The 13,382-nt window shown below is 69.8% G+C and carries 14 protein-coding genes; 7 read left to right on the top strand and 7 right to left on the bottom strand.

Annotation, left to right across the window (positions count from 1 at the left end):
* Positions 1-3: 3 nt before the first annotated feature.
* Genes QTI17_RS16720 through QTI17_RS16710 form a run of 3 tightly spaced genes read left to right on the top strand, consistent with a single transcriptional unit; the run spans position 4 to position 3,716 of the window.
* Positions 4-789, top strand: coding sequence for an ABC transporter ATP-binding protein (locus QTI17_RS16720; RefSeq protein WP_286534512.1), 786 nt, complete (start codon positions 4-6; stop codon positions 787-789).
* A gap of 36 nt (positions 790-825) precedes the next feature.
* A complete protein-coding gene (locus tag QTI17_RS16715; protein ID WP_286534510.1) occupies positions 826-2,019 on the top strand; it encodes an ABC transporter substrate-binding protein in 1,194 nt (397 codons plus the stop codon).
* Positions 2,016-3,716 carry an AMP-dependent synthetase/ligase gene (locus tag QTI17_RS16710; RefSeq protein ID WP_286534508.1) on the top strand — a complete coding sequence of 567 codons (1,701 nt, stop codon included), beginning with the start codon at positions 2,016-2,018 and terminating at the stop codon, positions 3,714-3,716. The genes QTI17_RS16715 and QTI17_RS16710 overlap by 4 nt, the downstream gene beginning before the upstream one ends.
* Here QTI17_RS16710 and QTI17_RS16705 read toward each other — a convergent pair.
* The 3 genes from QTI17_RS16705 to QTI17_RS16695 all read right to left on the bottom strand — a co-directional run bounded on the left by QTI17_RS16705 (position 3,713) and on the right by QTI17_RS16695 (position 6,145).
* Positions 3,713-4,687, bottom strand: coding sequence for an NAD(P)H-dependent flavin oxidoreductase (locus tag QTI17_RS16705; protein ID WP_286534507.1), 975 nt, complete (start codon positions 4,685-4,687; stop codon positions 3,713-3,715). The genes QTI17_RS16710 and QTI17_RS16705 overlap by 4 nt on opposite strands.
* A 21-nt stretch (positions 4,688-4,708) precedes the next feature.
* Positions 4,709-5,449 carry an SDR family oxidoreductase gene (locus QTI17_RS16700; protein ID WP_286534505.1) on the bottom strand — a complete coding sequence of 247 codons (741 nt, stop codon included), beginning with the start codon at positions 5,447-5,449 and terminating at the stop codon, positions 4,709-4,711.
* A gap of 99 nt (positions 5,450-5,548) precedes the next feature.
* Positions 5,549-6,145 (bottom strand): TetR/AcrR family transcriptional regulator, encoded by a 597-nt coding sequence (locus tag QTI17_RS16695; protein ID WP_286534503.1) that lies wholly within the window; start codon positions 6,143-6,145, stop codon positions 5,549-5,551.
* An 88-nt stretch (positions 6,146-6,233) separates the two neighbouring features.
* Here QTI17_RS16695 and QTI17_RS16690 point away from each other — a divergent pair, with 88 nt between their 5' ends.
* The 3 genes from QTI17_RS16690 to QTI17_RS16680 are packed head-to-tail and all read left to right on the top strand — an operon-like array spanning position 6,234 to position 10,256.
* Entirely contained in the window at positions 6,234-6,827 is a 594-nt protein-coding gene (locus QTI17_RS16690; protein ID WP_286534501.1) for a 2-hydroxychromene-2-carboxylate isomerase, read from the top strand.
* A gap of 31 nt (positions 6,828-6,858) precedes the next feature.
* Positions 6,859-8,481 (top strand): AMP-binding protein, encoded by a 1,623-nt coding sequence (locus QTI17_RS16685; RefSeq protein WP_286534499.1) that lies wholly within the window; start codon positions 6,859-6,861, stop codon positions 8,479-8,481.
* The gene (locus QTI17_RS16680; protein WP_286534498.1) at positions 8,478-10,256 is read left to right on the top strand and encodes an acyl-CoA dehydrogenase; all 1,779 of its coding nucleotides are present in this window, start codon (positions 8,478-8,480) and stop codon (positions 10,254-10,256) included. Before QTI17_RS16685 ends, QTI17_RS16680 begins: the two co-directional genes overlap by 4 nt.
* A gap of 3 nt (positions 10,257-10,259) precedes the next feature.
* Here QTI17_RS16680 and trhA read toward each other — a convergent pair whose 3' ends face one another.
* Genes trhA through QTI17_RS16665 form a run of 3 tightly spaced genes read right to left on the bottom strand, consistent with a single transcriptional unit; the run spans position 10,260 to position 12,284 of the window.
* The gene (gene trhA, locus QTI17_RS16675) at positions 10,260-10,904 is read right to left on the bottom strand and encodes a PAQR family membrane homeostasis protein TrhA (RefSeq protein ID WP_286534496.1); all 645 of its coding nucleotides are present in this window, start codon (positions 10,902-10,904) and stop codon (positions 10,260-10,262) included.
* 10 nt (positions 10,905-10,914) lie between these two features.
* Positions 10,915-11,826 carry an SPFH domain-containing protein gene (locus tag QTI17_RS16670; protein WP_286534494.1) on the bottom strand — a complete coding sequence of 304 codons (912 nt, stop codon included), beginning with the start codon at positions 11,824-11,826 and terminating at the stop codon, positions 10,915-10,917.
* A gap of 41 nt (positions 11,827-11,867) precedes the next feature.
* Positions 11,868-12,284, bottom strand: a complete 417-nt coding sequence (locus QTI17_RS16665; protein ID WP_286534492.1) for an NfeD family protein — start codon at positions 12,282-12,284, stop codon at positions 11,868-11,870.
* A 297-nt stretch (positions 12,285-12,581) separates the two neighbouring features.
* Here QTI17_RS16665 and QTI17_RS16660 point away from each other — a divergent pair, with 297 nt between their 5' ends.
* Positions 12,582-12,974 carry an HU family DNA-binding protein gene (locus QTI17_RS16660; protein WP_478141354.1) on the top strand — a complete coding sequence of 131 codons (393 nt, stop codon included), beginning with the start codon at positions 12,582-12,584 and terminating at the stop codon, positions 12,972-12,974.
* A 69-nt stretch (positions 12,975-13,043) separates the two neighbouring features.
* Here QTI17_RS16660 and QTI17_RS16655 read toward each other — a convergent pair whose 3' ends face one another.
* Positions 13,044-13,301, bottom strand: a complete 258-nt coding sequence (locus QTI17_RS16655; RefSeq protein ID WP_286534491.1) for a DUF1488 family protein — start codon at positions 13,299-13,301, stop codon at positions 13,044-13,046.
* Positions 13,302-13,382: the final 81 nt, after the last annotated feature.

Here is a 13,382-nt window from a genome sequence, read left to right as displayed (position 1 = left end):
GGCATGACTGCACTGCTGAGCGTGCGCAACATCGAGACCTGGTACGGGCCGGTCAACGCCATCCGCGGCATCAGCCTCGAGGTCCAGCCCGGTCGCATCGTGGCGGTGCTGGGCGCCAACGGCGCCGGCAAGACCACGCTGCTCAACACCATCGCCGGCGTGATCGACCCGGCCAAGGGCAGGATCGAGTTCGAGGGCCGGCGCATCGACGGCCGCGACGCCGATGCGGTGGCGCGGGCGGGCGTGGTGCTGGTGCCCGAGGGCCGACAGGTGTTCACCTTCCTGAGCGTGCTGGAGAACCTGCGGATGGGCGCCTTCGCCCGCCGGCGCGATCCCGAGGCGAAGCGCGACATCGAGCGGGTGTTCGAGTGGTTTCCGCGCCTGCGCGAGCGCCAGGGCCAGGCCGCCGGCCTGCTGTCGGGCGGCGAGCAGCAGATGGTGGCGATCGGCCGCGCCTTCATGGGCCGGCCGCGGCTGCTGCTGCTCGACGAGCCCTCGCTCGGCCTGTCGCCGCTGTTCACCAAGGAGATCTTCGCCATCGTGCAGCGCATCCGCAGCGAGACGAACACGGCCGTGCTGGTGGTCGAGCAGAACGCCGCGATCGCGCTGGCCACCGCCGACGACGGCTACATCGTCGAGCTCGGCCGCATCGTCGCGGCCGACAGCTGCGCCAGGCTGCGCGAGCGCGACGACGTGCGCGACTTCTATCTCGGCGGCACCGGCGGCCATGCGGCGCCCGGTGCCGCGCAAGCCGCCCGGCCGCAGCGCCGCAGCGCCAGCTGGCGCTAGGGCGCCTTCACCTTCGATCACTTCAGGAGACATCCCATGAGCCTTCGCCGTCGTACCCTGCTCCATTCCGGCCTGGCCGGCCTCGCCCCCGCTTTTCTCGGCGCGCCCGCGCGTGCCGCCGGCGTCAGCAGCGGCGAGATCGTGCTCGGCACGCACCTCGACCTGTCGGGCCCGGCCGCCATCACGATGCCGCCGATCCGCAACGGGCTGCAGATGCGCGTCGACGAGGCCAACGAGGCCGGCGGCATCCATGGCCGCAAGCTGCGCTTCGTGATCGAGGACAACGGCAGCCAGCCGCCGCAGGCGGTGCGGGTGGTCGACAAGCTGATCCGCCGCGACGAGGTCTTTGCGCTGTTGTGCCCCTTCGGCTCCGGCCCGGGCGTGGCCACGGTCAAGAAGACGGTCGATGCCGGCGTGATCTGCTTTGCACCCTACGGTGCGGCGGCGCTGATCCGCAAGGCCTCGGGCGACTCGCCGCTGCTGTTCACGGCCAACCTGCACTACGACACGACAACGGCCGCGGGCCTGAAGTGGACACTCGCCAAGCTGGGCAGCAAGAAGGTCGGATTCATCTACCAGGAAGGGCCGTTCGGCGACCTGGTCGGCAAGGGCGTCAGGGAAGGCCTCGCCGCCAAGGGGATGGCGCTGGCCGCCGAGGCCGGCTACAAGGTCGGCGACATCGATTTCTCGTCGCAGGTGGCGCGCATGCGGGCCGCCGGCGTCGACCTGATCGTGGGCGCCACCACCACCCGCGAAACCATCGCCGTCGCGGCCGAGGTCAAGAAGCTGGGCTGGAGCGGGGTCAACGTGCTGACCGCCAGCCCGGGCCGAGCCGGCACCACGCTGAGCATCGGCAAGGCCTCGGTCGAGGGCCTGTACGGCATCGGCGGCTGGCGCATCACGCCGGCGTCGGCGCAGGGCCCGGCACTCAAGCGCTGGTCCGACAGCTATCGCAAGCGCTTCAACATGGAGCCCGACGATGTCGCGCTGGTCTTCTACGACTATGCCTCGTGGTTCATGCAGGGCCTGCAGGCGGCCGGCAAGGACCTGACCACCGCGGGCCTCGTGAAGACGCTGCAGGCCTCCAGCTTCAAGGGCGAATCGTCCTACGAGACGCAGCGCTTCAAGGACAACCACGTCGACCCCGAGTGGTGCCGCGTCGAGCAGGTGGTCGACGGCCAGTGGCTGCCGCGCTCGGAGATCATCGACCCGGCCAAGAGCAGCCTGTGAGCGCGGCGGCGACGATGACGCTGCCGCAGGCCTGGCTGGCACGCTGCCGGGCCCAGCCGGATCAGGTCGCGATGCGCCACAAGCGGCGCGGCATCTGGCGGGCGGTGACATGGAGCGAGTTCTTCGCGCAGGCGCAGGCCATCGGATTGGCGCTCGACCGGCTCGGGCTGGTGCCCGGGGAGGTGGTGTCGATCATCTCGGAGAGCCGGCCCGAATGGCTCCATGCCGACATGGCGGCCCAGGCCATGGGCTTCGTCAGCCACGGCGTCTACCCGACCTGTTCGGCACGCCGTGTCGGCCGGCACCTGGCCGACGCCGGCTCCCGCGTGGCCTTTGTCGAGAACGCGGCGCAGGCGGCCAAGGTGCTGGCCTCGGCCGCGCGCCTGCCCCGCCTGGCGCGGGTGGTCGCCTTCGACGAACGTGGCGTTCGAGAGCTTGGCGATGCCAGAGTGGTCGGCCTCGCGGCCTTCCTGGCGGCCGATGAGGCGGCGCCGGCCGCGCGATTCGAGGCGCGCATCGCGGCCGGGCAGGGCGGGGATACCGCCTTTCTCGCCGGCACCGCGGGCACCACCGGCACACCGCGCCTGGCGGCCTTCTCGCAGGCGGCGGCGATGCGCCAGGGGGCTGCGGTGCAGGTGGCGCTGGGCACGCGCGACGGCGATCGGAGCCTCTGCTTCGTGCCCTTGGCCAGCGCGGCCGAGCGCATCCTCGCGGCGGTGCTGCCGGTGCTCGGCCACGGCCTGGTGCATTTCCCGGAGAGCCCGGCCACGGTGGCCAACGACTTGCGCGAGGTGGAGCCGCACTGGGTGCACGCGCCGCCGCGTTTCTGGGAAAAGCTGCAGGCGCGCACCGAGAGCGCCGCGCTGCTCACCGCGCCGCGCGAGCGCAGGCTCTATCGCCGCAGCATCGACGGCACGGCCGGCGGCTGGCTGGCGCAGGCGGCGCGCAGGCACGTGCGCCGGTCGCTCGGACTGGCGCGGGCGCGCCAGGTGTTCAGCGGCGGGGCGCTGGCGGCGCCGGCGCTGGCGCAGTGGTATGGCGCCATCGGCGTGCCGCTGGTCGACCTCTATGAAAGCGCCGAGACCTGCGGGCCTTGCCTGCTCGGGCCGTCGGTGGCGCGCATCGCCGGCGACGGCGAGCTGCAGCTCAGGCCGGTGGCGCCGCTCGCCGGCTACTGGCGCGAGGGTGCGCTGCAGCCGCCCGCGCTCACGCACGATGGCTGGCTGCACACCGGCGACCTCGCGGTGGCGGGCGAGGACGGCGTGCCGCGCGTGGTCGGGCGGCTGTCGGAGTCGTTCGCGATGGCCTCGGGCGATCGGGTGGCGCCGGGCGCCATCGAGGCGGCGCTGCTGGCCAGCAGCTACATCGCCGGCGCGATGCTGGTGGGCGAACAGCGCAGCCACTGCGCCTGCCTCGTGGCGCTGGAGGAGGAGAGCGTGCTGAGCTATGCGCAGGCCGAGGGCATTCCTTTCACCGACTACGCCAACCTGGTCGGCAAGCCCGAGGTGCACGCGCTGGTGCAGGCGCAGATCGACCGGCTCAACGCCGCGCTGGCCGAAGGTCGGCGCATCCGGGGCTTCGGCGTGCTGGCGCGCACGCTGTCGGCCCAGGACGAGGAGCTGACGCCGGCCCTTCGCATCCAGCGCCAGATGGCGCAGCGCAGCTTCTCCGGGCAGATCGAGGCGCTCTACGCCTAGGCCAGCATCCCGGCCAGGCGCGCGGTGATCAGGCCGTGGGCCTGGTCCATGATGCGGTCGATCAATTGCTTCACGGTCGGCACGTCTCGGATCAGCCCGGCCACCATGCCGCAGCTCCAGGCGCCGGCGTCCATCTCGCCCTCGACCATCACGCGCGGATAGACGCCCGCCACCTGGTCGTAAACGTCGGAGATCTGCAGCGCCGCGCCCTTCTCGCGCTCGATCTCCAGGATGCGCTCGACGCCGGCGTTGTTCAGCACCCGTTCGGTGTTGCGCAGCGGGCGCATCACCAGGCGGGTGTCGAGCTCGCTGGCCTTCACGATCGCCTGCTTGACGTTGTCGTGCACCGGCGCTTCCTGGGTCGCGATGAAGCGCGTGCCCATGTTCATGCCGTCGGCGCCGAGCGCCAGCGCCGCCACCAGGCTGCGGCCGTCGGCCATGCCGCCGGAGGCGACGAAGGGAATGCGCAGTTCTTCGGCGGCGCGCGGCAGCAGGATCATGTTGGGCAGGTCGTCCTCGCCCGGATGGCCGCCGCACTCGAAGCCGTCGACGCTGACCGCGTCGCAGCCGATGGCTTCGGCCTTGAGCGCATGGCGCACCGAGGTGCACTTGTGGATCACCTTGATGCCGGCCGCCTTGAGCGCCGGCATGTGGGCCTCGGGGCTGCGGCCGGCGGTCTCGACCACGCGGATGCCGCCTTCGGCGATGGCGGCGATGTACTCGGGGTAGGGCGGTGCCGAGAAGGTCGGCAGGAAGGTCAGGTTGACGCCGAAGGGCTTGTCGGTCATCTCGTGGCAGCGGGCGATTTCCTTCGCCAGCAGCTCGGGCGTCTTCTGCGTCAGGCCCGTGATGAGCCCGAGCCCGCCGGCGTTCGAGACCGCGGCGGCCAGCTCGGCGAAGCCGACGTAGTGCATGCCGCCCTGGATGATCGGGTGCCGGATGCCGAAGAGTTCGGTGATGCGTGTCTTCATGTTCGTGTTCCCTTCGAAGGCCTACCAGCGCTCCATGTAGGGCCGCAGGTCGAGCTCGAAGGTCCAGGCGTCGCGCGGCTGCGCGTGCAGGTGCCAGTAGTTGTCGGCGATGTGCTCGGGGTTGAGGATGCCGTCCTGCTCCTTCAGCGCGTAGCGTTCGGGGAAGCTGGTGCGGATGAACTCGGTGTCGATCGCGCCGTCGACCACGACGTGCGCGACATGGATGTTGCGCGGCCCGAGTTCGCGCGCCATGCTCTGCGCCAGCGCCCGCAGCGCATGCTTGGCGCCGGCGAAGGCGGCGAAGTTGGCGGCGCCGCGCAGGCCGGCCGTGGCGCCCGTGAAGAGGATGGTGCCGCGGCCGCGCGTCACCATCCGCTTGGCCACTTCGCGACCGTTCAGGAAGCCGCTGAAGCAGGCCATCTCCCAGATCTTGAAGTACTTGCGCGCTGTCTCCTCGAGGATGCTGGAGGGCACGTTGGCGCCGATGTTGAAGACCATCACCTCGATCGGTCCGTGTTCGCGCTCGACCTGTTCGACCAGCGCGATCACGTCCTCTTCCTTGCGGGCGTCGCTGCTGAAGCCGAAGGCCTGGCCGCCGGCGGCGCGGATGGCATCGACCGTCGGCTGCAGCTTGTCGGCCGAGCGCCGCGTGAGGCAGGCGATGTAGCCCTCCCTGGCGAAGCGGGCCGCGATGGCGCCGCCCGTTGCATCGCCGGCGCCGATCACCAGCGCGACTTTTCCCTGACCTTGCGACTCCGCCATGACTGTCTCCTTTGGATTGATGAATGAGCGTTTAGCTAAACGAACGTTAGCCAAAGGCGCGAGCGGTGTCAAGCAAGCGCGCGGCCCGCGACGATGGAATCAGGCCTTCTTGTGGCCGGGCGAGGTCGAGCACGGATGCTCGAGCGCATGCGCCTGGTCGATGAAGCGGCGGCTCGCGGCGAGCAGTTCCTTGCGCGTCTTGTCGCTCTCGACCGCGCGTGCCAGCACCACCGCGCCGACGCACTGCGCGATCAGCGCCCAGGCGGCGTCGGAGTCGCCGATGCGATCGCTCCAGTTCTTCTGCGTGCGCTTGAGGCTGGCCTCGACCGCGCGGCGCACCTCGGGTCCGGCGCGCGCGATCTCGGGGCCCAGGGCGGTCAGGGCGCAGCCCTGGTCGGGGTTCTCGACGTGGAAGCTGCTCAGGTAGCCGCGCAGGCAGCGCGCCACGTGGTCGGCCGGCGAGTCTTCGTTGCCGGCCAGCATGTTGGCGCTGTTGTCCACCTCTTCGCTGATCAGTGCCTCGAACAGCGCCTGCTTCGACGGGAAGTGGCTGTAGAAGGCGCCGCCGGTCATGCCGATGGCGCCCATCAGCGCATCGACGCCGGTGGACTCGAACCCGCCGCGCTTGGCGATCGCCCGGCTGCTGGCCATCAGCTTGTCGCGGACTTCTTGTTTGTGAGTGCTGGAGTAGCGCATCGGAGGCCTCGGGGGAACCCTTGTTGACAATCAAAAAACAATAACATAACTTCCGTTCAGTTAACGAACGTTTATTAAAGGAGCGGCAATGGGCAAGACGGTGGAGTTCTTTTTCGATGTGGGAAGTCCGGCCTCGTACCTGGCGTGGACGCAGCTGCCGCGCCTGTGCGAAGCGGCCGGCGCCGAGCTGGTCTACAAGCCGATGCTGCTGGGCGGCGTCTACCAGGCGACCGGCAACGCGTCGCCCGGTGCCATTCCAGCCAAGGGCCGCTACACGGTGCGCGACTACGAGCGGCATGCGCGCAAGTACGGCGTGCCTTACCTCAACAACCCGCACTTTCCGATCATCACGCTGTTCCTGATGCGAGCCGTGACCGGCGTGCAGCTGCGGGAGCCGGAGCGCCTGCAGGATCTGCTGGCCGCCGTCTTCAAGGCGATGTGGATCGACGCGCTCGATCTCAACCAGCCGGCACTCACGGCGAAGACGCTGGCGGATGCGGGCTTCTCGCCCGAAGCCGTCCAGGCGCTGGCCGCCGACTCCGAGGTCAAGGCGGTACTCAAGGCCACTACCGACGAAGCCGTGGCGCGCGGAGTCTTCGGCGCGCCGACCAGCTTCGTCGGCGACGAGATGTTCTTCGGCCAGGACCGCATGGACATGATCCGCGAAGAGCTCGCGCGCTGAACGCGCATCGATCACAACACCAGGAGACACCATGGAATCACGACGCTGGCATGCCGCCTATCCGCCCGGACTGGCCAACGATATCGACCTGCCGCGGGGCGAGACGCTGGCGGCCATGCTCGAGCGCTCGATCGCGTCATTCGCGGAACGCACCGCGGTGACGGCCGGCAGCGAATCCCTGACCTATGCCGAGCTCGGCCGCCTGTCGACCCGGCTCGCGGCGCACTTCGCCGGGGCCGGCCTGCGCCAGGGCGACCGGGTTGCGCTGATGCTGCCCAACGGGCTCGCGTTCCCGATCGCCATGACCGCGATCCTGCGCAGCGGCCTGGTCGCCGTGCCGGTGAATCCGCTCTACACGCCGCGCGAACTGGCCCATCAACTGGCCGACGCGGGCGTGCGCTGCATCGTGCTGGCCGAGGCGCTGCGCGAGGCGCTCGAGGGCGTGATCCTCGAAGCCGGCGTCGAGCAGATCCTCACGGCGCCGACCGCGGGGCTGCTGGCCGCGATCGCGGCCGAGGCCGGTGCCGGTGCCACCGGCGATCCGGCGAAGCGCATGACCTTGGCCAGCGCGATCGCTCGGGCCGGCGAGCTGCCGGCGCCGGTCGTGCAGATCGCCCCGGCCGATCCCGCCTTCCTCCAGTACACGGGCGGCACCACCGGCCTGTCCAAGGGCGCGGTGCTGACGCATCGCAGCGTGGGCGCCGGCGTGCTGCAGTCTCTGAGCTGGATGCGGCTCGCCGTCGACACCCGCGAGTGGTCGGTGGTGGCGCCGCTGCCGCTTTATCACATCTATCCGCTGCAGGTGTCGCTGATCACCTTCCAGCTCGGCGGCGTGATGCGGCTGGTCGCCAACCCGCGCGACCCGGGCGCGGTGATCGCCGAGATGAAGCGCGCGCCCTTCCTGGTCTTCATCGGCGTCAACACGCTGTTCAATGCGCTGGTCAACGCGCCCGAGCTGGCGAGCGTCGACTTCAGCGGCACCGGGCTGGTGATCGGCGCCGGTGCCTCGATCCAGCAGGCAGTGTCGCAGCGCTGGCATGCGGCCGGCGGCCGGCCGATCACCGAGGCCTACGGACTCACAGAGACCTCGCCCTCGGCGACCTTCAATCCGCCCGGGCGCAACGGCTCGATCGGCATTCCGGTGCCGTCGACCGATGCCCGCATCGTCGACGACGATGGCCGCCCGGTGCCCGACGGCACGCCGGGCGAACTGCTGCTCAAGGGCCCCCAACTTTTCGCGGGCTACTGGCAGCGCGAGGAGGACACCCGCAAGGCGCTGACCGAGGACGGCTTCTTCCGCACCGGCGACGTGGTGGTGGCCGATGCGAGCGGCGCCATGACCATCGTCGACCGCAAGAAGGACATGATCCTGGTGTCGGGCTTCAACGTCTATCCGAACGAGATCGAGGCGGTGGTCGCGATGCACGAGGGGGTGGTCGAGTGCGCCTGCATCGGCCAGCCCGACGCGCGCTCGGGCGAGGCGCCGCACCTGTTCGTGGTGCGGCGCAGCGAAGCGCTGACCACCGGCGAGGTCGAGGCGCATTGCCGCGCCAACCTGGCGGGGTACAAGGTGCCGCGGCAGATCAGCTTCCTGGAGGCGCTGCCGAAGTCGACGGTCGGCAAGATCCTGCGTCGCGAGTTGCGCCAGCCATGATCGGCTATACCGCCCCGCTGCGCGACCTGCGCTTCGTGCTGCACGAGTTGCTCGATGTCTGCGCCACTTCGCCCGCCGACGGCACCGAAGCGCTCGACCGCGAGACCCTCGACCAGATCCTCGACGCCGCCGGCACCTTCGCGGCGGAAGTGATCGCGCCGCTCAACGGCAGCGGCGACCGCGAGGGCTGCCGCATGCCGGCCCCGGGCGTCGTCCAGACGCCAGCGGGATTCCGCGAGGCCTACGAGCGCTTCTGCGCCGGCGGCTGGACCGCGCTGGCCTGCGACCCGGTGCATGGCGGGCAGGGCATGCCCTCGGTGCTCGACAACGCGCTCTACGAGATGTTCTGCGGCGCCAACATGGGCTGGGCGGCCTACCCGGGCATGTCGCACGCCGCGTACACCTGCCTGGCGACGAATGGCGACCCGGCCCAGCAGGCGCTCTACCTGCCGCGCATTGCCTCGGGTGAATGGGCCGGCACCATGTGCCTGACCGAGCCCCACGCCGGCACCGACCTGGGCCTGCTGCGCACGCGCGCCCAGCCGCGGGCGGACGGAAGCTACGCGGTCACCGGCACCAAGATCTTCATCTCGGGCGGCGAGCAGGACCTGACGGCGAACATCGTGCACCTGGTGCTGGCGCGGCTGCCCGATGCGCCGCCGGGCGTGAAGGGGATCTCGCTGTTCATCGTGCCCAAGTTCCTGCCGACGGCGGACGGCGGCGTCGGCGAGCGCAATGCGCTGGCCTGCGGCTCGATCGAGCACAAGATGGGCATCCACGGCAATGCCACCTGCACCATGAACTTCGACGGCGCCACCGGCTGGCTGCTCGGCGAAGCCAACCGCGGCCTGGCGGCGATGTTCGTGATGATGAACCACGCGCGCATCGTGGTCGGCGTCAATGCGATCGGGTTGATGGATGCGGCCTACCAGAAGGCGCTGGCCTATGCCCGGGACCGCACGCAGGGGAGGGCGCCGACCAAGGCCGCGCGCAGCGGCCCGGCGGACCCCATCGTCGCCCACGCCGACGTCCGGCGCATGCTGCTGACCCAGAAGGCGTATGTGGAAGGCGCACGCGCTTTCGCGCTGTGGGCCTCGCAGCTGGCCGATGTCCAGCGTCGCGGCGCGGACCCGAAGGAGCGCGAGCGCGCCGCGAAACTGTTGGCGCTGGCGACGCCGATCGTCAAGGCCTTCTCGAGCGAGCTCGCGGTCGAATGCACCAGCATGGCGATGCAGGTCTTCGGCGGCCATGGCTTCATCACCGACAACGGCGTCGAGCAGCACCTGCGCGATGCGCGGATCATCCCGCTGTACGAAGGCGCCAATGGAATCCAGGCAATGGACCTGCTGGGGCGCAAGGTGCTGGCCGATGGGGGCGCGGGGCTTGGCCTGTTCCTCGACGCGGTCGAGCAGTTCGCGCAGGCGCAGGACGATGGCCTGCGCGAGTTCGCCGAGCCCCTGAGCGACGTGGTGGCGCTGGCCCGCCGCGCGGCGCGCGATCAGGTCCAGCGGGCGAGCGCCGATCCCGACGCGGCCGGCGCCGCCGCGATGCCGTTCCTGCGCTTGATCGGCCATGTCGCACTGGCCTGGATGTGGGCACGCATGGCGGCGGTGGCGCGGGCCCGCCAGTCGCCGGACGGCGATCCGATCTACCGGGCCAAGCTGGCGACTGCGCGCTTCTACTTCGAGCGGCTGCTGCCCGAGACGCAATCGCTGGCGGTGGTGTTGGCCGCGGACGCGTCGGACTGGACGGCGGGCGAAATGGACTGGCTCTGAAGCCTACCCATGCGCATGCCACAGCGCGGCGAAGAAGTGGCAGGCGCTCCCCGCCAGCACGAACAGGTGCCAGACGAAATGCGCGAAGCGCACCTTGTTGTCGAACAGGAACACCACGGCGCCGGCCGTGTAGGCCAGGCCGCCCGCCACCAGCCAGGCCAGTCCCGAGCTCGACATGCGTTCGTAGAGCGGCACCGCGGCCGCCACCGCCATCCAGCCCATCGCGACGTACAGGCCAGTCGACCACAGCGGATGCCGCAGCCGGTTGAAGAGCTTGGCGGCCACGCCCAGCACGGCGGCGCCGCAGACGGCGCCGAAAAGCGCCCAGCCCCAGGGCCCGCGCAGCACGCCGAACAGGAACGGCATGTAGCTGCCGGCGATGAACAGGTAGATGGCCGCGTGGTCGAGCCGGTTGAGCCAGGCCTTGGCGCGGCCCAGCGGCAGGGCGTGGTAGAGGGTCGACACGCCATACAGCAGGATCATCGTGCCCGCGAAGAGGCTGGCACCGACCACCGCCGCCGCGCTTTGCCGCGAGGCGCTCCAGACCAGGATCGGCAGCGAGGCGATGGCGAGCAGCAGGCCGAGGCCGTGGCTCAGCGCGTTCATGATTTCTTCGGCGACCGTCTGGTCGCGTTCGGCGACACGCATGGCGGGCTCCTCAGGCGGCCGGGCCCCTGACCATCGCCATCGCCGAGCTGATCAGCGTCGACACCTCGGTCATGTTGCTCGGCACGATCAGCGTCGCCTTCGACTTGTCGGCCACCTTGCCGAAGGCCTGCAGCGCTTCTTCGGCCACCTTGAGCTGGACCGCCGAATGGCCGCCGGGCTTCTCGATCGCCTCGGCGATGCGGGCGATGGCGCCGGCCGTGGCTTCGGCCACGGCGCTGATGGCGGCTGCCTCGCCCTGCGCCTTGTTCACCACCGCCTGCTTCTCGCCTTCGGAGCGCGCGATGGCGGCCTCGCGCTCGCCGGTCGCGATGTTGATCTGCTCCTGGCGGCGGCCTTCGGAGGCGGCGATCAGCGCGCGCTTCTCGCGCTCGGCCGTGATCTGCGACTGCATCGCGTGCAGGATCTCCTTCGGCGGCGTCAGGTCCTTGATCTCGTAGCGCAGCACCTTGACGCCCCAGTTGAGCGCGGCTTCGTCGATCGCGGCCACCACCTGGGCGTTGATGATGTCGCGCTCCTCGAAGGTCTTGTCGAGTTCGAGCTTGCCGATCACGCTGCGCAGCGAGGTCTGAGCCAGCTGCGTGACCGCGGTGATGTAGTTCGACGAACCGTAGCTCGCACGCATCGGGTCGGTGACCTGGAAATAGAGGATGCCGTCGACCGTGAGCTGCGTGTTGTCGCGCGTGATGCAGACCTGGCTCGGGACGTCGAGCGGCACTTCCTTCAGGCTGTGGCGATAGGCCACGCGGTCGATGAAGGGCACCAGGAAGTTGGCGCCCGGCAGCAGCGTGGCGTGGAACTTGCCCATGCGCTCGACCACCCAGGCATGCTGCTGGGGAACGAACTTGACGGCGCGGGCGATGAACAGGATGGCGACGACAAGGAGAACGAGGGAGACTTCCATGAGGACTTTCTTTCAGTGGTGAGAGGCGGGCCGGCAGCGCATCAGCCGATGGGTTCGACGACCAGGAAATTGCCCTGCACGTCGACGATGCGGTGCAGCCCGGGCGCGATCGGTCCGTCGGACGCCGGCTTGACCTGCCAGGTGGCGCCGCGGTAGCGGACCTCGGCCGTTCGGCCCTCGCTCCAGGCCGGCACGCTGACCTGTTCGCCGACGTCGATCTGGACGTCGGACAGGCGCGCCTTCGGGCGCCGAGAGGCGCGCAGGTACCAGCCGCCGACGAAGGCCATGCAGGCCACGGCGGCAGAGACGATCTGCGTCGGCATCGCGGCGCCGAGGTGGGCGGCCAGCGCGCCGACCGCGAAGCCGATCGCCACCAGCAGCGCGTAGATGGTGCCGGTCACCAGTTCGAGGGCGACCAGCGCGAAGGTCATCAACCACCAGAGCGTGGGGGCCGTCATGTGCATCCTTTTCTGCGCCGGGAAGCGGCGTGCCGCGAGGATAGCCCGTCGTTCGGTGCCCGCCTGCCGGGCAAGGCCATGCGACCGGCCGACGAGACGCTTCTTGCGCCGGATCAGCGGAATTCGACCGCGGCGGCATCCGGAATGCATCGCGCACGAGGCGATGCGCGGGTCGCGCCGAGGGCCGCGTGAGAAGGCATCGGTCACACCTACGTTACACTCCGCGCCGCTTGCAGCTTGCGTCGCAGGCTGCGCCGCCATAGGCAACATGGCGAAACCATCCATAGGAAATTTGAAGTGAACCGTATCGAACTGGTCGAGAAGATCGCCACCACGCACAACGTCAGCAAGGCCGAAGCCGCACGCATCCTGGAAACCATCACCGGCTCCATCGTCGCTGCAGTGAAGAAGGGCGACCCGGTCCAATTGATCGGCTTCGGCACCTTCAAGCAAGTGGCACGCGCTGCTCGCACCGGCTTCAACCCCCAGGCTGGCGCAGCGATCAAGATCGCCGCCCAGAAGGTGCCGAAGTTCGTGGCGGGCGCAGCCTTCAAGGCCGCGGTCGATCCCAAGGCCGCCAAGCGCAAGGCCGACAAGGCCGCCGCGAAGCCGGTGGCCAAGAAGGCAGCACCCGCCAAGAAGGCAGCCGCGCCCAAGGCCGCCGCACCGGCCAAGAAGGCACGCAAGTAAGCCTCCCTGAAGGCAAGGAAAAACGGCCCCTCGGGGCCGTTTTTTAGTGGCTGCGCGGTGTCCGCCAGGCTAGAAGTCCTCGCTGCCGAGGCAGATCGCGCGGGCCGGGTTCTCGCGGTAGCGGGCGGTGGCCCGGGCGTCGATCGAGTCGGCGTTGCGCGCGTAGGCCTGCACCAGGTCCGCATCGCGGCCTTCGGGCGCGTGGAAGCGGTCGTGAAGCGCCTCCTCGTCGATCCGGGCAATGATCCGGGCGCCGTCGTAGCCGTCGGGATAAATGGCGAACTGGACGCTGCCGGTCGCGGGATGGAAGATCGCTTCTGAAGCCATGATGGCGCTCTGACGTGTAACGGGTTGTGGCAGTATCGCGCGTCTTGTGACTTTCCGATACAAGCCCTATGGCCTAATCCA

This window comes from Variovorax sp. J31P179, assembly GCF_030316985.1.
GTDB lineage: Bacteria > Pseudomonadota > Gammaproteobacteria > Burkholderiales > Burkholderiaceae_C > Variovorax > Variovorax ginsengisoli_B.
The sequence above is the reverse complement of the archived record's forward strand: the minus strand, read 5'-3'. Positions and strand labels throughout refer to the sequence as shown.